At 70.8% G+C, this 21,114-nt stretch carries 22 protein-coding genes and 1 pseudogene; 10 read left to right on the top strand and 13 right to left on the bottom strand.

What is annotated here, in order from left to right; all coding sequences use genetic code 11:
* Nucleotides 1–79 precede the first annotated feature (79 nt).
* Nucleotides 80–502: a hypothetical protein gene (locus KRX52_RS14840; RefSeq protein WP_217682688.1), complete on the top strand. Its 423-nt coding sequence runs from the start codon at nucleotides 80–82 to the stop codon at nucleotides 500–502.
* Between the two features lie 32 nt (nucleotides 503–534).
* On the opposite strand, the gene KRX52_RS14835 is transcribed toward KRX52_RS14840, so the two are convergent.
* Genes KRX52_RS14835 through KRX52_RS14820 form a run of 4 tightly spaced genes read right to left on the bottom strand, consistent with a single transcriptional unit; the run spans nucleotide 535 to nucleotide 5,181 of the window.
* On the bottom strand, nucleotides 535–1,998 hold the full coding sequence (locus tag KRX52_RS14835; protein ID WP_217682501.1) for an efflux transporter outer membrane subunit: 1,464 nt from the start codon (nucleotides 1,996–1,998) through the stop codon (nucleotides 535–537).
* Nucleotides 1,995–2,918 (bottom strand): efflux RND transporter periplasmic adaptor subunit, encoded by a 924-nt coding sequence (locus KRX52_RS14830; protein WP_217682500.1) that lies wholly within the window; start codon nucleotides 2,916–2,918, stop codon nucleotides 1,995–1,997. Before KRX52_RS14830 ends, KRX52_RS14835 begins: the two co-directional genes overlap by 4 nt.
* A 2-nt stretch (nucleotides 2,919–2,920) precedes the next feature.
* Entirely contained in the window at nucleotides 2,921–3,124 is a 204-nt protein-coding gene (locus tag KRX52_RS14825) for a DUF1656 domain-containing protein (protein WP_217682499.1), read from the bottom strand.
* The gene (locus KRX52_RS14820) at nucleotides 3,121–5,181 is read right to left on the bottom strand and encodes an FUSC family protein (RefSeq protein ID WP_217682498.1); all 2,061 of its coding nucleotides are present in this window, start codon (nucleotides 5,179–5,181) and stop codon (nucleotides 3,121–3,123) included. The genes KRX52_RS14825 and KRX52_RS14820 overlap by 4 nt, the downstream gene beginning before the upstream one ends.
* 190 nt (nucleotides 5,182–5,371) lie before the next feature.
* Here KRX52_RS14820 and KRX52_RS14815 point away from each other — a divergent pair, with 190 nt between their 5' ends.
* Nucleotides 5,372–6,274 carry a helix-turn-helix domain-containing protein gene (locus tag KRX52_RS14815; RefSeq protein ID WP_217682497.1) on the top strand — a complete coding sequence of 301 codons (903 nt, stop codon included), beginning with the start codon at nucleotides 5,372–5,374 and terminating at the stop codon, nucleotides 6,272–6,274.
* A gap of 33 nt (nucleotides 6,275–6,307) precedes the next feature.
* On the opposite strand, the gene KRX52_RS14810 is transcribed toward KRX52_RS14815, so the two are convergent.
* A complete protein-coding gene (locus KRX52_RS14810) occupies nucleotides 6,308–7,255 on the bottom strand; it encodes a LysR family transcriptional regulator (RefSeq protein ID WP_217682496.1) in 948 nt (315 codons plus the stop codon).
* Nucleotides 7,256–7,500: 245 nt separating this feature from the next.
* Between KRX52_RS14810 and KRX52_RS14805 the strand changes: the two genes are divergently transcribed.
* The 7 genes from KRX52_RS14805 (at nucleotide 7,501) to KRX52_RS14775 (ending at nucleotide 15,656) form a co-directional block, all read left to right on the top strand.
* The gene (locus tag KRX52_RS14805; protein ID WP_217682495.1) at nucleotides 7,501–9,012 is read left to right on the top strand and encodes an efflux transporter outer membrane subunit; all 1,512 of its coding nucleotides are present in this window, start codon (nucleotides 7,501–7,503) and stop codon (nucleotides 9,010–9,012) included.
* 10 nt (nucleotides 9,013–9,022) lie between these two features.
* Complete coding sequence (locus KRX52_RS14800) at nucleotides 9,023–11,188, top strand: FUSC family protein (protein WP_217682494.1); 2,166 nt, start codon at nucleotides 9,023–9,025, stop codon at nucleotides 11,186–11,188.
* Nucleotides 11,178–11,378, top strand: a complete 201-nt coding sequence (locus tag KRX52_RS14795; RefSeq protein ID WP_217682493.1) for a DUF1656 domain-containing protein — start codon at nucleotides 11,178–11,180, stop codon at nucleotides 11,376–11,378. The genes KRX52_RS14800 and KRX52_RS14795 overlap by 11 nt, the downstream gene beginning before the upstream one ends.
* A 22-nt stretch (nucleotides 11,379–11,400) precedes the next feature.
* Complete coding sequence (locus tag KRX52_RS14790; RefSeq protein ID WP_217682492.1) at nucleotides 11,401–12,294, top strand: efflux RND transporter periplasmic adaptor subunit; 894 nt, start codon at nucleotides 11,401–11,403, stop codon at nucleotides 12,292–12,294.
* Between the two features lie 270 nt (nucleotides 12,295–12,564).
* The gene (locus KRX52_RS14785; RefSeq protein WP_217682491.1) at nucleotides 12,565–12,837 is read left to right on the top strand and encodes a DUF2790 domain-containing protein; all 273 of its coding nucleotides are present in this window, start codon (nucleotides 12,565–12,567) and stop codon (nucleotides 12,835–12,837) included.
* Nucleotides 12,838–13,006: 169 nt separating this feature from the next.
* On the top strand, nucleotides 13,007–14,773 hold the full coding sequence (gene arsA, locus KRX52_RS14780) for an arsenical pump-driving ATPase (protein ID WP_217682490.1): 1,767 nt from the start codon (nucleotides 13,007–13,009) through the stop codon (nucleotides 14,771–14,773).
* Nucleotides 14,766–15,656, top strand: coding sequence for a cation efflux transmembrane domain-containing protein (locus KRX52_RS14775; protein ID WP_217682489.1), 891 nt, complete (start codon nucleotides 14,766–14,768; stop codon nucleotides 15,654–15,656). The genes arsA and KRX52_RS14775 overlap by 8 nt, the downstream gene beginning before the upstream one ends.
* Nucleotides 15,657–15,737: 81 nt before the next feature.
* Here the strand turns inward: KRX52_RS14775 and KRX52_RS14770 are convergent, their stop codons facing one another.
* From KRX52_RS14770 to KRX52_RS14755, 4 genes are all read right to left on the bottom strand, one after another.
* Complete coding sequence (locus KRX52_RS14770; protein WP_217682488.1) at nucleotides 15,738–16,004, bottom strand: DUF2790 domain-containing protein; 267 nt, start codon at nucleotides 16,002–16,004, stop codon at nucleotides 15,738–15,740.
* A gap of 185 nt (nucleotides 16,005–16,189) precedes the next feature.
* Nucleotides 16,190–16,951, bottom strand: a complete 762-nt coding sequence (locus KRX52_RS14765; RefSeq protein ID WP_217682487.1) for a hypothetical protein — start codon at nucleotides 16,949–16,951, stop codon at nucleotides 16,190–16,192.
* 266 nt (nucleotides 16,952–17,217) lie between these two features.
* A complete protein-coding gene (locus tag KRX52_RS14760; protein WP_217682486.1) occupies nucleotides 17,218–17,661 on the bottom strand; it encodes a thioesterase family protein in 444 nt (147 codons plus the stop codon).
* Nucleotides 17,662–17,718: 57 nt separating this feature from the next.
* A complete protein-coding gene (locus KRX52_RS14755; RefSeq protein ID WP_217682485.1) occupies nucleotides 17,719–18,339 on the bottom strand; it encodes a DNA-3-methyladenine glycosylase family protein in 621 nt (206 codons plus the stop codon).
* A gap of 122 nt (nucleotides 18,340–18,461) precedes the next feature.
* On the opposite strand from KRX52_RS14755, the pseudogene KRX52_RS14750 reads away from it, so the two are divergent.
* Nucleotides 18,462–18,959: pseudogene (locus tag KRX52_RS14750) on the top strand (methylated-DNA--[protein]-cysteine S-methyltransferase); the annotation flags it as partial.
* 105 nt (nucleotides 18,960–19,064) lie between these two features.
* Here the strand turns inward: KRX52_RS14750 and KRX52_RS14745 are convergent.
* The 4 genes from KRX52_RS14745 to KRX52_RS14730 all read right to left on the bottom strand — a co-directional run bounded on the left by KRX52_RS14745 (nucleotide 19,065) and on the right by KRX52_RS14730 (nucleotide 21,112).
* On the bottom strand, nucleotides 19,065–19,361 hold the full coding sequence (locus KRX52_RS14745; RefSeq protein WP_217682483.1) for a hypothetical protein: 297 nt from the start codon (nucleotides 19,359–19,361) through the stop codon (nucleotides 19,065–19,067).
* A gap of 163 nt (nucleotides 19,362–19,524) precedes the next feature.
* A complete protein-coding gene (locus tag KRX52_RS14740; RefSeq protein ID WP_217682482.1) occupies nucleotides 19,525–19,905 on the bottom strand; it encodes a carboxymuconolactone decarboxylase family protein in 381 nt (126 codons plus the stop codon).
* A gap of 56 nt (nucleotides 19,906–19,961) precedes the next feature.
* A complete protein-coding gene (locus KRX52_RS14735; protein ID WP_217682481.1) occupies nucleotides 19,962–20,363 on the bottom strand; it encodes a MerR family transcriptional regulator in 402 nt (133 codons plus the stop codon).
* Nucleotides 20,364–20,482: 119 nt separating this feature from the next.
* Complete coding sequence (locus KRX52_RS14730) at nucleotides 20,483–21,112, bottom strand: CoA transferase subunit B (protein ID WP_217682480.1); 630 nt, start codon at nucleotides 21,110–21,112, stop codon at nucleotides 20,483–20,485.
* Nucleotides 21,113–21,114: the final 2 nt, after the last annotated feature.

Raw genomic sequence — 21,114 nt, 5'->3', positions numbered from 1 at the left:
GCCAGCGGCAGTCATGACCATGGAGATTCACGTGAAGCAAAACGATCAGGAATCCGCCCTCGACGCGGTGTGGGTGCAGATGTGCACGGCCGAGGGGCTGGACCCCGAGCGGCGCCTGGCGGCCCGGCTGGCGGTGCTGGGCAGCGCGGACGCTCAGGACTGCACGGTGTACCGGCCGGACGACAACGACCCGGACGCCGAGGAGGAGGATCTGGGCGATGCCCGCATCCTGTTCACCGGGCCGTTCCAGGTGCCGGCGGAGTGGAGCGAGCTGGAGTGCGCCGAGTTCTTCGACGATGCCGATCCCGAGCTGTTCGTCACCGCGCTGATCGAGTGCGAGGCTGCGCCGGCCGCGCGCGGCTACTTCGCAGCGGAGATCGGCGACTACGTGGCGGCGACCCTGGCCAGCGGTGAGGTGGCGATGTTCTACGTGCAGGACTGCCACGAGGACGACCACGGCCGCCAGTGCGTGCTGATTCGCGACGACGAACCGCTGTTCTGATCGCCCGCCGCCGCGCTGCAGCGCGGCGGCACTCAGTGCTTGGCCGCCGGCCGCGGCTCCTGGCCGGCGCTGTCGCGAGCGTTTTCCCAGCCGCCGCCGAGGCTGAGGAACAGGTTGACCTGGTCGGTCGACAGCTGCGCCTGCGCCGCGGCCAGCGCCGCCTCGGCCTCGGCCAGAGTGCGGTCGGCGTCGAGGCTGTCGAGGTAGGGCATGCGCCCTTCGCGGTACAGCCGGCGGTTGTACTCGGCCCCGGCGCGCGCCGCGTCGCGAGCCTGGCGCAGCGACTGGCTGCGCTTGAGGTTGTGCGCGTAGTGGCTGAGCAGGGTCTGGGTCTCGCGCAGGGCGGCCAGCACCACGCCGTCGAAGCGCGCCAGGGCGGCGTCGGCGCCGGCCTCGGTGGCGCGGATGCGCGCATGGTCGACTTTGGTCGGGATGTGCCAGGAGATGCTCGGCATCAGCGCCCATTCGCGGGTGATGGCGCTGCCCATGTGCTCGGTCATCCCCGTGTAGCCGAAGTTGGCGCCGAGGCTGATCTCCGGGTACAGCGCGGCGGTGGCCACGCCGATCTCTGCGGTGGCCGCGGCCAGCTCGCGTTCGGCGGCGCGGATGTCCGGGCGGCGCTTGAGCAGCGCGGCGCCGTCGCCGGTCGGCAGGGCGGCGGCCAGCTGTGGCGCGTGCTTGCAGGCGGCGACGCCGGCCGGCAGATCGCCGGGGGTGCGGCCGAGCAGGGCGGCCAGCGCATACAGCGCGCTGGCCTTCTTCGCCTCGTAGGGCGGCAGCTGGGCGCGCAGGGCCTCGGTCTGCGCCTGGGCGCGGGCCACGTCGATCTCGTTGCCGCGCCCGCCGGCGAGCAGGCGCTGGGCCACCTCGAGCTGGCGTTCCTGGATATTCAGCGAGTGTTCGGCGATCTCCAGCTCTTCGCTGGCATGGCAGGAGTCCATGTAGCTGCCCACCACCTGGGCGACCACGCTGATGCGCGCGGCGTCCAGCGCCGCCTGGCTGGCTTCGGCACCGGCGCCGGCGGCTTCGGCGGCGCGCTTGAGCTTGCCGAACAGGTCGACCTGATAGCCGATGCCGACCACCGCGCTGCTGAGGTTCATCACCGGGAGCTGTTCGTGCTCGCCGAGGGCCTCGCTGCTGACCTGGCCGCGGCCGCTGGCGGCCTTGCCGCCGAACTCCACCTCGTTGGCGTGGTGCGCCATCTGGTAGCTTTCGTAGGCGCGGCGCAGGTTGTGGTAGGCCAGGCGCACGTCGGTGTTCTTGGCCAGGGCTTCCTGCACCAGATGGTCGAGCAGCGGCTCGTGGTACAGCTGCCACCAGTCGGCGGGCAGCGCGGCCTGGCTGACCTTGGGATTGGCCTGCGCATCGAAGGGGGCCTGGGCCTGCGGCTGGTTGAACACCGCCCACTTGGGCAAGTGGTAGTCCGGGCCGACCATGGTGCAGCCGCCGAGCGCCAGGGCCAGGGCGCCGAGGGCGAGGCGGGCGCGCGCGCTCATTGCGCGGCCTGCTCGCGCGGGCCCTGGGCCGCGGCGGCCGGCGCCTGGCCGGCGGGCCACGGTTGCACGGTGAGGGTGGCGGTGCGGCCGACCACCAGGCGGATGTCGACGGGCGCCTCGTCGATGGCCACCCGCACCGGAATGCGCTGGGCCAGGCGCACCCAGTTGAAGCTCGGGTCGATGTCCGGGAGCATGCTTTCGCCGCGGTTGCGGTCGCGGTCCTCGATGCCGGCGGCGATGCTCTGTACGTGGCCGCGCAGGTGTTCGCGCTCGCCCATCAGCTTGATGTCTACCGGCTGGCCGATGTCGATGGCGTGCAGCTTGGTTTCCTCGAAGTAGCCTTCCACGCGCAGCGAGCCGGTGTCGACGATCGACAGCACCGGCACGCCGGTCTTCACGTAGTCGCCGACGCGCATGGTGCGGTCGCTGAGGTAGCCGTCCACCGGGCTGAGCACCTCGGTGCGCTTGAGGTCGAGACGGGCGACGCCGAGGGCGGACTCAGCGTCGGCCAGCGCGGCCTCGCTCTGCTGCACGCGGGTGTCGCCTTCCTCGACGGTTTCCGCGGCGATCAGGTCCTTGAGCACCTTGTTACGCTTGGCTTCGCGGCGCGCCTGTTCCAGCTGGGCGCGGCGTTCCTTGACCGTCGCCTCGGCCTTCTGCACCGCCAGCTCGAAGCGCGCGCGGTCGATGACGAACAGCGGCTGGCCGCGGCTGACCTTGTCGTTGTCGCGCACCCGCAGTTCGGTGACCAGCCCGGAGACGTCCGGGGCGACCTGGATGATGTCGGCGTGCACGCGGCCGTCGCGGGTCCAGGGTTCCTTCATGTAGTAGTCCCAGAGATGCAGGCTGACGACGATGCCGACGGCCACGGCCGAGAGGGTCAGGAGCACGGAGCCCAGGGTGGGGAGCCACTTCTTCACGATCAGAGTCCGGGTACGAGGGTGAACAGGGCGCCGAGTACCATCAGATACAGGGCCAGGTTGAACAGCGGCGGGTGCCAGACGAAGCGGTAGAAGCCGATGCGCAGCAGCACGTTGTGCAGCAGGCTCTTCACCACGTAGGCGCCCAGCAGCAGCAGCAGCAGGGTCGGCACGTAGACGCCGTAGATATCGAAATGTCCGTTCATGCGGGCTTTCCAGCAAGGGCGGGGGCAAGGAGTGGCGCGTCGGCTTCGGCGTCGGCGGCGGGCCGGCGCGGCTGCTCGGGGAACAGCGCCATGTGCAGGCCGGCCAGCGCCTCGGCGCTCTTGTGCGCCGCGCCGCCGGGCAGCGCCAGCAGTGCCGCCAGGCTGGCGTCCAGCTGATCGCGCAGGCGTTCGGACGGCGGCAGCTGGTGGCGGGCGTCGGCGCAGGCCTGGAAGTAGTCGTGCACCTCCTGCAGCACCGGGCTCACCTGGCGGCGGATGGCGACGGGCAGGCTGCGCTGCAGGTCGAGCAGGCGGAAGCACACGCGCAGGTCGCGGGTGAGGTCGGTCAGCGCCAGGCGCGGGTCGCTGACCAGGGTTAGGCGCGGCACCAGCTGGTTGATGCGGTCGAGCATGCGCGCGGCGACGCGGTCATGGTCGTGCTCGCGCTCGCTGCGCGCCAGGTCGGCGAGGTCGCGCCAGGTCGAGCGCGCCAGGCGCCGCGCGGCCCACTCGGCGCCGAAGGGTTTGCTCACCCGGGTCCAGACGACGGCGTAGACCAGGCCGAGGATGTTGCTCAGGGCAACATCGGCGAACAGCGGGAAGTTGGCCTTGTAGGTTTCCTGGATGGTGATGGTGGAGATCGTCTGCACGGCGAACAGCATCACCGCTGCGGTGAACTGCGGGCGCCCGGAGAGGGTGCCGGCCAGCAGCAGCGGCAGCGACAGGGCGATGGCCAGCATGCCGAAGTCGTGGATGTTGGGCAGCAGGCCGAACAGGTAGACGCCGGCGGCGACGGTGGAGATCAGCGTCCAGTTGAGGAACGACTTGATGAACGGCGCCGGATTGTCCTGCGCGGCGAAGAAGCAGCTGGCCACCGCGACGAGGAAGATGCCGCTGAAGCCGTAGTCCCAGCCAATGGCGATCCACAGCAGGCAGGCGACGAACACCGACAGGCCCACCGAGGCGGCGCTGAAGGCCAGCAGGCCGAAGTCGTAGTAGCGCGGCTCGCCGATCAGCTGGCGCACCTTGTAGTGCAGGACCGGCGGCTGTTCCGGGTGACCTTCGGCGAAGCTCTGGCGCAGGTTCAGGCAGTCCTGCCAGAGCACCAGCAGCTGGCGCAGCTGGCGCAGGGCGCTGCCGATCAGCAGCGCCTGCGACGGGTGGCTGGCGTCGAGCCAGGTCTCCAGACGCAGGCTGTGCTCGCGCAGCTGGCGGCCGCCCTCGGCATCGCCGCTCTGCAGCCAGCTCTCCAGGCGCGCGAGCAGTTCGCCGAGCTCCGCCGGCAGCTGGCCCAGCTCGTTCTGCAGACGGTGCAGCGGGTCGAGCAGCGAGCTCAGCTGCGGCAGCAGCATGGCCATGCGCGCGCGGAACTCGCGGGCATGCCGGGCCGGCAGGTGGCTGGCGCTGTCGTAGGACAGCTGCATGATCATGCCGTCCAGGGCCATCACGTCGCCGAGCAGCTTGTGCAGGGTGCGCGGCGCAGCCGCGCCGAACTGCTGCCGGTCCAGGCTGTCGGCGATCCAGGCGCGGGCGTCGCCGAGCAGGGTGTCCATGCGCGCGGCGATCACCGGGGCGAGGCGGCTGGGGAACAGCACGGCGTTGACCACCGCGGCGCAGGCGATGCCGAGGAGAATTTCCTCGGAGCGCGCCAGGGCCGCGTCGAAGATCGCCCCCGGATGCTCGACCTGCGGCAGGGCGATCAGCGGCACGGTGTAGGCGGCCAGCATGAAGATGTAGCTGCGCGGGCTGCGGTCGAGCAGCGAGAGGAACAGCAGCACGCCGACCCACAGCGAGATGACCAGGCTCTGCATCACCGGCTGATGGGCGAACGGCGGCACCATGGCCACCGCGGCGGCGGCGCCGAGCAGGGTGCCGAGGGCGCGGAACAGCGCCTTGGAGCGGGTCGCACCGGACAGCGGATGGGACACAACGTACACCGACGCCATCGCCCAGTAGGGGTTGTCGAGGGGCAGCGCGAGGGCGATGTAGAGCGCGAGCAAGGCGGCGATCAGCGCTTTGGCCGAATACAGCCATTCCCTCAAGGTAGGGATGTTCATCGATGCGGAAAGCTCGGACAACATGCCGGCGGGCGGCATGGGAGACGCGGGGAGGTAGACTTAATTACCATACGTTGCCCATTAAACGTCAGTGCGCCAGAAAAAACGGCACTTTGAACAGGACAATCCGTGCAGATTGGCCTGGGCAAGGCGTCCGTCGCCGGCCACGCCGCCTCCGCGAGCGATTCCGATGAAGAGCATTCCCAACTATGCCCTGTACGGCGAGGCGGCCCCGCCGGTGTGGTGCGACCTGCTGCACGTCGAATGGATCCGCGAACGCAGCCCGCTCTACCAGGGCGAGATCCGCCCGCATCGCCACGACGCCCTGCTGCAGATCTTCTACGTGCGCAGCGGCACGGGCGCGGTCAGTATCGAGAATAGGCGGATGAGCTTCGCCGCGCCCTGCCTGATCCTGTTGCCCTGCCGTACGGTGCATGCCTTCAGCCACAACCAGGACACCGACGGGCCGGTGATCACCGCCGTGCAGCAGCCGCTGGAGTCGATGGCGCGGATCGTCTCGGTCGAGCTGCTCGCCCTGCTGCAGCGCCCGGCACTGATTCCGCTGCCGGAGGCGGTCGACGGCGACGAACCGCTGTGGCCGCTGCTGCAGCTGCTCGAGGCGGAGGCGCGCAGCGAGGCGCCGCGGCATGTCGCCGCCGGGCTGTCGCTGCTGCTCGCCCTGCTGGTGCAGATCTCCCGCCTGGCGCAGCCGGCCGATGCCCCGCGCCCGGGCCAGGGCCGGCGGGCGATCCTCCTCGAGCAGTTCCGCGAGCTGGTCAACCGCCAGTTCCGCCAGCACTGGCCGCTGGAGCTGTATGCCGAGCGCCTCGGCATCAGCGCGGCGCAGCTCGGGCGCATCTGCCGCGAGGAGCTGGGCGAGTCGGCGATGGGCCTGATCAATGCGCGGCTGATGCGCGAGGCGCAGCGCCAGTTGGCCTACACGGAGCTGGAGATCAAGCAGATCGCCCACGACCTCGGCTTCCGCGACACCTCCTACTTCAGCCGCTACTTCCGCAAGCAGGCGGGGATCAAGCCCAGCGAGTTCCGCGCCGCGTTCCAGCGCATGGCCGAGGCACCGCCGGCCGGCGAGTGAGCGCCGCGTTGCGCTCGGCGCCGGGCGCTGGCGCTAGCCCATCAGCTGCGTGCTGCAGGCGAGCAGGCGGCTTTCGTCGGCGGCGAGGCGTTGCGGCATGTAGTCGCGCAGGAACTCGACCCAGGTGCGGGTCTTGGCGTCCAGGTACTGGCGCGACGGGTACAGGGCGAACACGCCGAGCGGGAACAGCGTGTGGTTGGGCAGCACGCGCACCAGGCTGCCGTCCTGCAGGCTCTGCAGCGCCGCGTAGATCGGCAGGGCGCCGATGCCCATGCCGGCCTTCAGCGCCACGCTCATGGCGTCGGCGGTGTTGACCTGGAAGGGGGTCTGGCTGACGGTCACCAGCTCCTCGCCGTCGGGGCCGTCGAGCAGCCACTTGTCCAGGCTCATCACCGAGTTGACCAGGCGCAGGCAGCGGTGCTTGCCCAGGTCGGCGGGCTGGCGGGCGAAGCCGTGCTTGTCGATGTAGCCCGGCGCGGCGCACAGCACGCTGTAGGTCTTGCCCAGTTGCTTGGAGATGAAGCCGGAGTCCGGCAGCTCGCGGGCGATCACCACCGAGATGTCGTAGCCCTCGTCGAGGATGTCGGTGGTGCGGTTGGCCAGGGTCAGGTCGAAGCTGACGTCCGGGTATTTCGCGTTGTAGTCGGCGGCGGCGTCGATCAGGTAGTGCTGGCCGATGCCGGTCATCGCGTGGACCTTGAGGGTGCCGGCCGGGCGCGCGTGGGCGTCGCTGGCCTCGGCCTCGGCTTCCTCGATGTAGCCGAGGATCTGCTCGCAGCGCATCAGGTAGCGCTGGCCGGCCTCGGTGAGGGCGATGCGTCGCGTCGTGCGGTGCAGCAGGCGCGTGCGCAGGTGGGTTTCCAGGGTGGCGACCGCGCGCGAGACGTAGGAGGTGGTGAGGTCGAGGCGCGCGGCGGCAGCGGTGAAACTGCCGGTTTCCGCCACGCAGACGAAGGCGCGCATGTTGAAGAGGATGTCCATTGATCGCTTCCGGGCGGGGGGCGGTTTGGCTGCGCTGGAAGTCCTTGACCGTGGGCAGGAGGGCCGCGGTTGCAGGCCTTGTGGAGCAGGCTGTCGGCTGGCGTGAATTCTGTCACGAAGCTTGCCAAAGATTATGACCGTTTCGGACACAATCCATCATCTATCTGCGTGCTTATCCTCGCCTGCGGGCGCTCTTAGAATCGCCAGCCTTCCCGCCCCCACGCTCCAATCCAGGATGTGCTGCAGTGCCCGCCATCGTTCGGCCCGGTCTGTTCCTCGCCAGTCTGCTTCTTCCCGTGCTCGTTTCCCTTTCTGGCTGCATCGACAGCGGCGGCATCGCCCCCCAGGCCGAGCTGGCCGACAGCGCTGAATTGCCTACCGACGCAGCGATTCGCCACGCCGCCGAGAGCGCCGAGTGGCCGCGCGCGCAGTGGTGGCAGGCCTACGGCGATGCGCAGCTGGACGCCTGGGTCGAGCGTGCACTGGCCGGCAGTCCCGGCCTGGCCATGGCCGCGGCGCGCGTGCGCCAGGCGCAGGCGCTGGCCGGGGTGGCCGCCGCGGCGCAGGCGCCGCAGGTCGGCCTGGATGCCAGTGTGCAGCGCAAGCGCTGGCCGGACGACAACTTCTACGGCCCCGGCCCGCTGGCGCGCACCACCAGCTGGAACAACACCGCTGCCTTCGGCCTGAGCTACGACCTCGACCTCTGGGGCCGCTTGCGCAGCCAGCGCGCGCAGGCGCTGAGCCAGGCGCGGGTGGCGGCTACCGAGGCGCGCGCCGCGGCGCTGGAACTGCAGGGCAGCGTGGTGCGCGCCTATATCCAGCTGGCGCGCCAGTACGCCGAGTTGGACATCGCCAAGGCCGAGTTCAAGCAGCGCGAGGAGCTGCTGGCGCTGGCGGTGGAGCGCCAGCGCATCGGCCTGGGCACCGAGCTGGAGGTCAGCACGGCCGAGGCGCCGCTGCCCGAGGCCCATCGCCAGCTCGACCTGGCCCACGAGGCCATCGCCCTGACCCGCAACCAGCTGGCGGCGCTGGCCGGCGCCGGGCCGGGCGCGGCCGCCGAACTCAAGCGCCCGCGGCTGGCGCTGCACGCGGCGCCGCGGCTGCCCAGCCGCTTGCCGCTGGAGCTGCTCGGCCGGCGGCCGGACGTGGTCGCCGGCCGCTGGCAGGTGGCAGCGGCGGCGCGCGGCATCGAGGTGGCCAAGGCCGACTTCTATCCCAACATCGACCTGCTCGGCAGCCTCGGTTCGGCGGCGACCCAGGGCGGTATGCTGGACTTCCTGCGCTACGACAAGCTGACCTACGGCCTCGGCCCGGCGCTGAGCCTGCCGATCTTCGACGGCGGGGCGCGGCGCGGCCGGCTCGGCGCCGAGACCGCCGCCTACGACCTGGCGGTCGAGCAGTACAAGCAGACCCTGGTGCAGGCGCTGCGGGGCGTCTCCGACCTGCTGATCCGCCTGCATTCGCTGCACGAGCAGGAGGGCTTCGTCGCCAGCGCGCGGGCCACCGCCGAGCGGCGCTACCTGCTCGCCCAGGAAGCCCACGAGCGCGGCCTCAGCGACGCCCGCGAGCTGCTCGAGACGCAGAGCCTGGTGTTCGCCCAGCGGCGCCTGCAGCAGCAGGTGCTGGCCGGCCAACTGAGCGCCCAGGCCGAGCTGTGGGTGGCGCTCGGCGGCGGCGTGCTGGCGGCCGGCAGCGCCCCGGCGGACGCCGACCTGCAGGCGCGCGCGGTCCGTCTGCATGTGCCAGGCCAGCCGTGAGGAGCGCGCGATGAGCACTTCGAGCGCGCCCGCGCTGCCCGGAGCCTTGCGCCGCGGCCTGGACGAATGGGCACAGAGCGAGGGGATGATCTGGGCCTTCATCTTCAAGGCCCTGCTCACCGCCTTCATCGCCCTGTGGCTGGCCTATCGCCTGGAGCTGCCGCAGGCCAACACCGTACTGGCCACGGTGTTCATCGTCATGCAGCCGGAGAGCGGCCAGGTGCTGGCCAAGAGCTTCTACCGCATCCTCGGCACCCTGCTGGGGTTGACGGTGACGGTGCCGCTGATCGCCCTGTTCGCCCAGGAACGGGTGCTGTTCCTGCTCTGCCTGTCGCTGTGGATCGGCGTGTGCACCGCCGGTGCGGCGCGCTACCGCGACTTTCGCGGCTACGGCTGCGTGCTGGCCGGCTACACCGCTGCGCTGATCGGCCTGCCCGCCATCGCCGCCCCGGAAGGCGCCTTCATGCAGGCGCTGTGGCGGGTGCTGGAGATCAGCCTGGGCATCCTCTGCTCGGGGCTGGTCAGCGCACTGATCCTGCCGCAGAGCAGCAGCACCAGCCTGCGCCGCCTGCTGGCCACGCGCTTTCGCGACTTCGCCGGGTTCGCCAGCGCGGCGCTGGCCGGCCAGCTCGACGGCCAGCGCCTGGAGCAGCTCAATGCGCGCTTCGCCGGCGAGGCGGTGGTGCTCGACAACCTGCGCAACGCCAGCGCCTTCGAGGACCCGCATTTCCGCATGCGCAGCGGCCGGCTGGGCCGCCTGAACCACGAGTTCATGGTGCTCTCGACCCGCTTCCACGGCCTGCACCAGCTGCTGCAGCGCCTGCAGGGCGAGGCTGGCGAGCAGGTGCGCACGGCGCTCGCGCCGTGCCTGGCCGGGGTCGGCGCGGTACTGGCGCCGCTTGGCCAGCACCTGTGCAGCGAGGCCGACGCCGAGGTGCTGGCCCAGCGCCTGAGCGACAGCAAGCGCGAGCTGATGCAGCAGATCCGCGAAGCCCGCCAGCAACTGGCCGCGCAGCAGCCGAGCGACGAGCAGCTGCTCGACTTCAACACCGCCGCCGAGCAGCTGTATCGCTTCACCAGCGACCTGCACGACTACGCGCTGACCCACGCCTCGCTGCTGGTCCACCGCCATGCCCGCGAGCAGTGGCAGGACAGCTTCACCCCGCGCGCCAACAGCCTGGCCACGGCGGTGACCGGGATGCGCAGCGCCCTGCTGGTGCTGCTGCTTGGCGGCTTCTGGATCGCCACGGCCTGGCCCAGCGGGGAAACCTGCGTGCTCACCGCGGCGATGGTCGCCGGCCTGATGGCCAGTGCGCCCAGCCCGTGGCAGCAGTCGCTCCGGCTGCTGATCGGGGCAATGGGCAGCGCCGTGCTGGGCGGCCTGCTGCAGTTCTGGGTGCTGCCGTGGCTGGACGGCTTCGCCCTGCTGTTCTGCGCGCTGGCACCGGTGTTCGCCCTCGGCGCCTGGCTGCTGGCGCGCAGCCAGACCGCCGGCTACGGCACCGGCCTGCTGTTGTGGTTCTGCATCGTCGCCCTGCCGGCCAACCTGCCGGGCTACGATTTCCATCGCCTGCTCAACGAGTACCTGGCCGCGCTGCTGGCGATCGGCCTGACCACCCTGACCCTGGCGCTGCTGCTGCCGCCCGACCGCCCCTGGCTGTGGCAGCGCCTGGAGCACGACCTGCGCATGCGCGTGGTGTTCGCCGTCAGCGGCCGGCTCAAGGGCCTGGTCGCCGGCTTCGAGAGCGGCACCCGCGATCTGCTCAATCAGGCCCAGGTCAGTGCGGCCGGCCGCCCCGAGGTGCAGCGCCGCCTGCTGCGCTGGATGTTCGCGGTGCTGGAGATCGGCCAGGCGGTGATCGAGCTGCGCCAGGAGCAGGCGCGCCTGCCGGCCGAACCCTGCTACGGCGAGGGCATGCCCTGGCAGGTCGGCATCCGCGCCCTCGGCCGCGCGCTGGTGCGCCTGTTCATCCAGCCCGACGAGAGCAACCGCCTGCGCGCCCTGGCCGCGGTGGAGCAGGCCATCGCCACCGTGCGCCAGACCCCGGAGACGCGCCCGCCGCAGTTCGACAGTTCGCCGCTGCGCCGAGTGCTCAGCTACCTGCACTTCATCCGCAGCTCGCTGCTCGATCCCAATTCGCCGCTGGCCGCCGGGAGCCCCGCTCATGCCGCGTGAAATCGCCCTGTTCGGCGTCTACCTGCCGAACCTGACCCTGCTGTTCGTCATCACCCTGGCCGTCGGCTGGGGCATCGACCGCCTGGTGGCCTGGAGCGGCCTGTACCGCCATGCCTGGCATCCGACGCTGCTGCGGGTGAGCCTGTTCACCTGCCTGTACGGCGCCCTGATGCTGTTCGTCTACCACTGATCTGCCGCGATAGAGCCTGGATATGCCCTGGAAAAGAGTCATCAGCGTCGTCTTCACCCTGCTGGTCTTTGCCGCCGCCGTGCTGCTGGTGCGCACGCTCTGGCTGCACTACATGGACTCGGCCTGGACCCGCGACGGCCGGGTGCGCGCCGAGGTGGTCAACATCGCCCCCGACGTCGCCGGCCTGGTGGTCGAGGTGGCGGTGCACGACAACCAGACGGTGCGCAAGGGCGACCTGCTGCTGCGCATCGATGCCGAGCACTACCGCACCGCCGTGCGCCAGGCCGAAGCGCTGGTCGCGGCCCGCAAGGCCGAGCTGAGCATGCGCGAGGACAACGCCGCACGGCGCGCCGACATGAACGAGCGGGTGGTGTCGCGCGAGAGCCGCAGCGACGCCAGCCACCTCGCCGCCGCCGCGCGCGCCGACCTGCTCGAGGCCCAGGCGCGGCTGGACGAGGCGCGCCTGCAGCTCAAGCGCACCGAGGTGCGCGCGCCGGTGGACGGCTACATCACCAACCTCAACGTGTTCGAGGGCGACTTCGCCAACCGCGGCGAGGCGGCCATGGCGCTGGTCGACCGCCACTCCTTCTACGTCTACGGCTACTTCGAGGAAACCCGCCTGCCGCTGATCCGCGTCGGCGACAAGGCGCAGATGCGCCTGATGAGCGGCGAGCAGCTCAGCGGCCGGGTCGACAGCTTCGCCCGCGGCATCTACGACCGCGACAACCCGGAAAGCCGCGAGCTGATCGCCGACGTCAACCCGACCTTCAACTGGGTGCGCCTGGCCCAGCGCGTGCCGGTGCGCATCCACCTCGACGACCTGCCCGAGGGCCTCGAACTGGCGGCCGGGATGACCTGCACTGTGATCATCACGCCGCCGACCGGCGAGGCGCGCGCGGTACCGCTGCGCTGGTAGGCGGCTCGCGGTAGCCCACGGATGGCCGGGCATTGTTGTCGAATCAGACAAAAGTCCCTGTCTGCATTGGTTGTGTAAGCGCTCGGCCTTCTTTCCTAAAATGGCCGCGCCTTCTAGGCAAAGGCAGTAATACGGACGGGCAAGCCCGCACCATGCGCCACGCGGTTTGCCCGGCCGCTGTTTTCCAGTACTGCGCAAGAAAACTTCGACAGGCCTCACAAGGGCCTGTCGATGCCCCTCGATGAAGTTTCGCCCGATAGGTAACTGTCAATGAAAGCGCTGACCCTGCTGGCTCTGGCTCTGACTGGAGTCTCGTGCATGGTTGCGGCCGAACAACGGCCGGCAAATGTTGAAAATCAGGATTTGCAGAACGTCGAGCACTACAACTATGGGATGGATCTGGATGTCGCCCGGGTTATCCGCCCGGCCGAGACCCCGAATATCTGCGGCCCCGCGCCGGTGCAGATGGTGTACGAGGATCATCAGGGCCAGCGGCATACCCTGGAGTACCTGGTGATGGGCAGCGGCTGCGACAACGGCTGATCGCCGCTTCCACTGCCGTCTGCAGACAAAGGGGCGCCCTCGGGCGCCCCTTTGTCGTTGTGGCGATTGACGCCGCGCAGGGCGAGGCGGGAGGCTGTCGGCCTAGACTGCAGGTCTGCACAGACCGTGCTGCAATCGCCTGCACCGTCGTCCGCCCCGGAGCCTTCGCATGGAATTTCTCGAGCAAGCGCCACGCTTCCTGTTCTTCACCGGCAAGGGCGGGGTCGGCAAGACCTCGATCGCCTGCGCCACCGCCATCCGCCTCGCCGAAGGCGGCCGGCGGGTGCTGTTGGTCAGCACCGACCCGGCCTCCAACGTCGGCCAGGTGTTCGGCATCGCCATCGGCAACCGCATCACCCCGGTGCCGGCGGTGGCCAACCTCGCCGCACTGGAGATCGACCCGCAGGCCGCCGCCCAGCTGTATCGCGAGCGCATCGTCGGCCCGGCGCGCGGCAGCCTGCCGGCGGAGGAGGTGCGCGGCATGGAGGAGCAGCTGTCCGGCGCCTGCACCACCGAGATCGCCGCCTTCGACGAGTTCACCGCGCTGCTGGTCGACTCCAGTCTGACCGCCGCCTACGAGCACATCATCTTCGATACCGCGCCGACCGGGCACACCATCCGCCTGCTGCAGCTGCCCGGCGCCTGGAGCGGCTTCCTCGAGGCCGGCAAGGGTGACGCCTCCTGTCTCGGCCCGCTGGCCGGGCTGGACAAGCAGCGCGAACAGTACCGCGCGGCGGTGGCAGCGCTGGCCGATCCGCAGCGCACCCGCCTGGTGCTGGTGGCGCGCGCCCAGCAGGCCACCCTACGCGAGGTGGCGCGCACCCACGAGGAACTCGCCGCCATCGGCCTGCGCCAGCAGTACCTGGTGATCAACGGCGTGCTGCCGTGCAGCGAGGCCGCCGGCGACCCGCTGGCCGCGGCGCTGTGCGAGCGCGAGGCGGCGGCGCTGGCGGCGATGCCCGAGGCGCTGCGTGCCCTGCCGTGCGACCAGCTGCCGCTCAAGGCGTTCAACCTGGTCGGCCTCGACGCCCTGCGCCAGCTGTTCGCCGCCGCCCCGACCGCGGCGGCGCCGCTGCTGGAGCAGGCCGACCTGCTGGAAGCGCCCAGCCTGGCCAGCCTGGTCGACGACATCGCCGCCGACGGCCACGGCCTGGTGATGCTGATGGGCAAGGGCGGGGTGGGCAAGACCACCCTGGCCGCCGCGGTGGCGGTGGAGCTGGCCAAGCGCGGCCTGCCGGTGCACCTGACCACCTCCGACCCGGCGGCGCACCTGGCGGAAACCCTCGAGGGCTCGCTGGACAACCTCACCGTCAGCCGCATCGACCCGCACACGGTGACCGAGAGCTACCGCCAGCACGTCATGGACAGCAAGGGCGCCAAGCTGGACGAGCAGGGCAGGGCGCTGCTGGCCGAGGACCTGCGTTCGCCGTGCACCGAGGAGATCGCCGTGTTCCAGGCCTTCTCGCGGGTGATCCGCGAGGCCGGGCGCAAGTTCGTGGTGATGGACACCGCGCCCACCGGCCACACCCTGCTGCTGCTCGACGCCACCGGCGCCTACCACCGCGAGATCGCTCGGCAGATGGAGGGCAGCAGCATGCGCTTCTCCACGCCGATGATGCAGCTGCAGGACCCCAGGCAGACCAAGGTGCTGCTGGTGACCCTGGCGGAAACCACCCCGGTGCTGGAGGCCGCCAACCTGCAGGCCGACCTGCGCCGCGCCGGCATCCAGCCGTGGGCCTGGGTTATCAACAACAGCGTCGCCGCGGCGCGGCCGCGCTCGCCGCTGCTGCGCCTGCGCGCGCGCAACGAACTGGCCGAGATCGAGGCGGTGGCCAACCGCCATGCGCCGCGCTACGCGGTGGTGCCGCTGCTGGAGCAGGAGCCGATCGGCGTGCAGCGCCTGCTGCAGCTGGCCGAGGGTGCGGTCGATGGCTGAGTGCCAGGGCAACTGCGGCTGCAGCGCCGGCGTACCGCCGGAAAGCCCGCGGGTGGCGGCCGGTGCGGGCGGCCAGGTCAGTCATTTCGTGGTGGCGAAGATGGACTGCGCCGCCGAGGAGCGCATGGTGCGCCTGGCCCTCGAGCCGCTGCCGGAGGTGACCGCGCTGGTCTTCGACCTGCCCGCGCGGCGCCTGCAGGTGGTGCATGCCGGCGCCGTAGCGCCGATCAGCGCGCGGCTGGAAAGCCTCGGCCTGGGCGCGCGCCTGGAGGCCAGCGAGGCGGTGGATGGCGCCGTGCTCGAACAGCAACAGCGCCGCGCCGCCGCGCAGAGCAGTCGGCAGGCCAGCGTGCTCAGGTGGTTGCTGGCGATCAACGCGCTGATGTTCGCGGTCGAGCTGGGCAGCGGCTGGCTGGCGCAGTCCACCGGGCTGATCGCCGACTCGCTGGACATGTTCGCCGACGCCGCGGTGTACGGCGTGGCGCTGCTCGCGGTGGGGCGCAGCGTGGCGCGCCAGGTCGCTGCCGCGCGCTTTGCCGGGGTGCTGCAGCTGATCCTCGCCCTCGGCGCGCTGGTGGAGGTGGGGCGGCGCTTCGTCTACGGCAGCGAGCCGCAGTCGCTGTCGATGATGGCCATCGGCCTGCTGGCGCTGCTCGCCAACGTCGCCTGCCTGTGGCTGATTTCGGGGCATCGCGACGGCGGCGCCCACATGCGCGCCAGCTGGATCTTCTCGGCCAACGACGTGCTGGCCAACCTCGGAGTGATCGTGGCCGGGGCGCTGGTGGCCTGGAGCGGCTCGGCGTGGCCCGACCTGCTGATCGGCAGCGTGGTCGGTCTGCTGGTGCTCAACGGCGCGCGGCGCATCCTCGCGCTGCAGGGCTGAGGCGGGACCGGGGGCGGGATAACCCGGGGCGCTGGCCACCCTGGCCGCGCGTGCGGTGCGGGTGGCCGTTGCGCCTGGCGATCAATAGCCCATGCCCAGGCCGCCGTCGTCGAAGATGCCACAGCCGTTGCTCCACTTCTGGTAGTCGAGCTCGCGCTGGACGCCCTGGGAGTCCTCGTAGGTCATCTGCGCGGTGACCACCCCGCAGACCGCCTCCGGCTCGCTGATGCTGACGACCTTGTTGATATCCAGCGGCATGCCGTAGACGTAGTTCTGTACCTGCGCTTCGCCGGCCATGGCCAGGGCGGAGCAGACCGTCAGTGGCAGCAGAAGATATTTGCAGTTCATAGGTACCTCGGTAGTCCGACAGAAAGCCTCCCTACCCAGATCAAGCTGACTTTCCCGTGTGCAGCCTGGTTCGTGACGTCTCGCTGAAAGTCTAGCCAGCCCGTGTGCGGCGCAAGGGGCCGGCGTTCGACTGATATGAAGTAGCGGCGGCGGCGCTGATTGCCGGCGCTTCTGAGCGCCGGCAATCAGCCTGCCGGCCGGAAGCTGGCGGCCGCGCTGCAATAGCGCTCGCGCATGCGCTGGGCCCGCTCCGCGCGCTCGGGGTCCTGGCGCTGCTCCCAGCGTCGGCATTCCTGCCGATACCACGCCTTGGCCGCCTTGCGGCATTCGCGGTGTTCGATGGAGTTCTGCAGGTAGTTGCCGCAGACGCTGGCGTGGTCGATTTGGTTGTCGCGCACGCTCCATTCGGCCAGGTAGTTCTTGCCGTCGCTGTGCTGGATCGGCTGGCTGGTGCGCTCGAGGCGGCCGTCGGCGGCGGCCGGCGGCGGATTTTCGCGCTCGGCGCGATAGCGGGCGAGGTACTCGGCGGAAACCATGCCCTTGGCCGGCCCGCTGCGGGCGGCTTCGGCCGGGGCGCCGTCCGCGGTGCCGAAGCGGCAGCGCGCCACCCGATTGTCGAGCACGCCGCTGCGTGGCAGGCACTGCGCCAGCTCCCGCTCGACGGGCGGCTTGTGCGGCTTTGGCGCGGCGGCCTTGGGCTTTGCCGCGACCGGGGCCGGCGGCGCCACTTCCGCTGGCGCGGGGCTGGGCACGGCCACGCTCGGCACCGGTTGTGGCGCTGGTGGCGGCCGCCGGCCCAGCAGGTCCTGCTGCACCACCAGGGTCAGGGCCAGGGCGAGGCCGGCCAGCACGCCGAGCAGGATGAGCAGGCGCGTCGAGGTGCTGCGACCTCGCGCTGATCGATTGGGGCGGCGGGCCGCGGGGGGGCTGGCGCTGGGGCTGTCCATGGTCATCCCTCGCGGGCGGGAAGTGACAGCCGCGGCTACGCTACCCGCCAGGCGGCGCGGCTGTGGTTGGGGCGGCGGTCAGCGGCGCCAGGCACAGGCCGTCTGCTCGGGTGGCGCGATTGGGCGTACCGCCTGGATGACAGTCTAGCCAGCCGCCGACCGTGCCCGACCCCGGGCCATGGACCCATAGGGAGTATCGCCGGCGTTGCTGATTGCCGGCTCTTCTGAGGACTGCCTCGGCTGCTGCCGCGCGCGCCGGGGCCGGGCTAGCAGCTCTGCGCGGCGTGCGGGAAGTGCGCGCGGAACTCGGCGGGCATCGGCGCCACCTTGCCGGCCCGGTAGTCGAAGAACACGAAACCGGTCTTGGCCAGGGCGATCAGGGTGCCGTCGGCCGGGCGGCTGACGCGGAAGATGACGTCGCCGCCGTACTTGTTGAGGTCCGTCACGCCGAGCTCGAACAGCAGCTCGTCGCGGGCGCGGGCCTCGGCTTTGTACAGGGTGGCCAGGTCGGTGACGATCACGCCGAGGCTGCCGCCCTGGTTGTCGTCGATGCCGTGGGCGAACAGGAAGCGCGAGCGTGCTTCGGAGAGCATCGAGATCAGCGCATCGTTGCCGAGGTGGTGGCCGGAGTTGATGTCGGTGCTGCGCACGTGCAGGCGGGTGGCATAGCAAAAGCCGTCTTCGGGCAATTCAAGCTGCAGGCGTGCCATGGAGCGGTGCTCGGTGGCTGAAGGGGCCTCGAGTCTAGCGGCAGCCGTCCATCGCCGTCACGCGGCCGGCACCCGCCACAGGTACCAGGCCGCCACGCTGCGCCAGGGGCTCCAGGGCAGCCCCGCGCGCGCGACCTCGCGAGGCGTGGGCAGGGCGTCGAGGCGCTTGAGCCGGCGGTAGCCGTTGCGCACGCCGAAGTCGTCGGCCGGCAGGACGTCCAGGCGCCCGAGGCTGAAGATCAGCAGCATCTCCACGGTCCAGCGGCCGATGCCGCGCAGGCTGACCAGGCGCTGGATCAGCGCCTCGTCGTCCATGCCCGCGGCGGCGGCGCGGCTCGGCACCAGGCCGCTCAGCGCGCCCGCGGCGAGGCCCTGAATGGTCTCGATCTTGCGCGCAGACAGGCCGCAGGCGCGCAGGCGCGCAAAGTCGGTGGCCAGCAGGTGTTCGGGCGTCGGAAAGGTGCTGTCCGGATAGAGCGCGAGCAGGCGCCCGAGTATGGCCTCGGCGGCGCGGCCGTGCAGCTGCTGGTAGGCCACCGCGCGCACCAGCGCCGCGTAGGGTTCGCCGGTCGTCTCGGCGGCGAGGGTGCAGGGGCCGACCTGGGCGACCAGGCGCGCCCAGTCGGCGTCGATGGCCGCCAGGTGGGCGCTGGCGGCGTGGTAGTCGGGGCTCGGCATCGGCGTGGTCCGTCAGGCGGGAGCAGGGTGCGCCGCGGCAGCGCGGCGGGTACAGTCATCTTCGTCCACTGCTGCCGCGAAAGGAACGTCCAATGCACACCGCCAGCCCTCGCCAACCGACCGCCGTCATCCGTTTCGCCAGCGGCCACTGCGCCCTGGGCGCGCTGCTGGTGGCGCAGAGCGAGCGCGGCCTGTGCGCGATCCTCCTCGGCGACGAGGCTGCCGCCCTGGCGGACGAGCTGCAGGCGCGCTTCCCGCGCAGCGAGCGGCGCGAGGACCAGGCCGGCCTGGCGGCGCTGCTGGCGCAGGTGGTGGCGTTCGTCGAGGCGCCGCAGCGCGGCCTCGATCTGCCGCTCGACCTGCGCGGCACCGCCTTTCAGCAGCGCGTCTGGCAGGCGCTGCGGGAAATCCCGGCGGGCAGCACGCTCAGCTATGCCGAACTGGCCGTGCGCATCGGCGCGCCCCGGGCGGTGCGCGCGGTGGCCGGCGCCTGCGCGGCCAATGCGCTGGCGGTGGCGATTCCCTGCCATCGCGTGCTGCGCAGCGACGGCGGCCTGTCCGGCTACCGCTGGGGCGTGGCGCGCAAGCGCGCGTTGCTGGAGCGCGAAGCACAGCAGTGAGTGGCGAGTCGTTCGATCTGTTCGCCGGCGCGGAGCACCGGCAGGGCTGGCGTGCGCCCCCGTTGCCGGGGACGCGGCTCTTGCGTGGTTGCGTCCTGGCGGCGCTTACCAGCGGCGGTCGCGATAGCCGTAGTCGCGGTGGTGACGGTGGTGGTGATGCCGATACTCATGGCGGTAGCGGTCATCGCGGTAGCGCTCGTGGCGGTACCGGGGCGCGGCGTAGTAGACCGGTGCCGGGCGGTAGTAGCGTGGGCGCTCGTTGCGCATCGGCGCCTGATACAGCTCGGCGCGGCGGTCGTGGCCGTAGTAGTAGCCATCGCGGTCGGAGGCCTGGGCCGGCGCTTGAATGAACAGCGCCAGACCGGCGAGCAGGGCGATAGCAAGGGAAATACGCAAAAGCATCAACGGGTCTCCTGAAGGCCGGTATTGCCGGTCATTCAGTAGGACCACGGCGCAAAGCAGAAATCTCCGTGTGCCGATGTAAAACTTTGTGTCGGCGCCGCCGCCCGGATCGACAGGCCGGCGCGACCTGTCGCCAGCCCCGTGCGGGGCTGGCGTGGCCGCGTCAGCTGTCGGCCTGGTAGCTGTCGATCACTTCCTGGGCGGCGCGGAACGCCTCCATGGCCGCCGGCACGCCGGCGTACACCGCGCAGTGCAGCAGCGCCTCGCGGATCTCCTCGACCGTGCAGCCGTTGTTCAGCGCGCCGCGCACATGGCCCTTGAGTTCCTGCGGGCATTTCAGCGCGGTGAGGGCGGCCAGGGTGATCAGGCTGCGGGTCTTGCGCGGCAGGCCCTCGCGGGTCCACACGGCGCCCCAGGCATGGGCGTTGACGAACTCCTGCAGCGGCGCGGTGAACTCGGTGGCGTTGCCCAGGGCGCGGTCGACGAAGGCGTCGCCCATCACTTCGCGGCGGGTCTTGAGGCCCAGCTCGTGGCTGTCGGTCATCGGGGTAGCTCCTGAACGGTTGGCGGGTGCAGGGCGCCGCTCCATGGCGCGGGGAATTACTTGGCCGCGGCCGCCTTGCCGACGGTTTCCGCCAGCGCCGCGCGGCAGCGTTCCTCGGCGCTATCCAGTTCCAGCTGCATCTGCTGGATGTCCAGCAGCTGCTGCTCCAGCTGCTGGCGCCGCTCGGCGATCATGCCGAGCATGATGTTGAGCTGCTTCTGGTTGCCGGTCTTGGGGTCGTACAGTTCGATCAGGGTCTTGCACTCGGCCAGCGACAGGCCGAGGCGCTTGCCGCGCACGATCAGCTTGAGGGCCACGCGGTCCTTGGGGCTGTAGATCCGCTCCTGGCCGCGGCGGGTCGGGGCAAGCATGCCCTGCTCCTCGTAGAAGCGGATGGTGCGCGTGGTTACGTCCAGCTCTTGGGCCAGGTCGGAGATGCTGTAGGTCTGTTTCGCCATGGGAGATTCCGGATTCGTCGGCATTCACGCCCGGCGCTGAAGGGCGCCGGGCGTGTGGCAGTCAGGGGCGTTCGCTGCGCAAGGCTACACTGTCGCCGCCGCTGCTGCACCGGCGGCGTTCAGCGCCGGATCGGGCAGCCGGTGGCCTGCTGCAGGTCGGCGAAGCTGACGCCCTCGGCCAGTTCGACCAGCGTGAGGCCCTGTTCGCTGACATCCAGCACGGCCAGGTCGGTGATGATCCGGTCGACCACGCCGACGCCGGTCAGCGGCAGGTCGCAGCGCTCGAGGATCTTGTGCGCGCCGCCCTTGGCGGTGTGCTCCATCAGCACCACCACGCGCTTGACCCCGGCGACCAGGTCCATCGCCCCGCCCATGCCCTTGACCATCTTGCCGGGGATCATCCAGTTGGCCAGGTCGCCCTGGGCCGACACCTGCATGGCGCCGAGGATCGACAGGTTGACGTGGCCGCCGCGGATCATCGCGAAGCTCGCCGCGCTGTCGAAGAAGCAACTGCCGGGCAGGGTGGTGATGGTCTGCTTGCCGGCGTTGATCAGGTCCGGGTCGACCTGCTCCTCGCTGGGGAACGGGCCGATGCCGAGCAGGCCGTTCTCGCTCTGCAGCCAGACGTCCATCCCGGCGGGGATGTAGTTGGCCACCAGGGTCGGCAGGCCGATGCCGAGGTTGACGTAGAAGCCGTCCTGCAGCTCGGCGGCAGCGCGCTGCGCCATCTGTTCACGGGTCCAGGCCATGA

This window comes from Geopseudomonas aromaticivorans, assembly GCF_019097855.1.
Classification (GTDB): Bacteria; Pseudomonadota; Gammaproteobacteria; order Pseudomonadales; family Pseudomonadaceae; genus Geopseudomonas; species Geopseudomonas aromaticivorans.
This window is presented reverse-complemented; position numbering and strand designations above follow the sequence as displayed.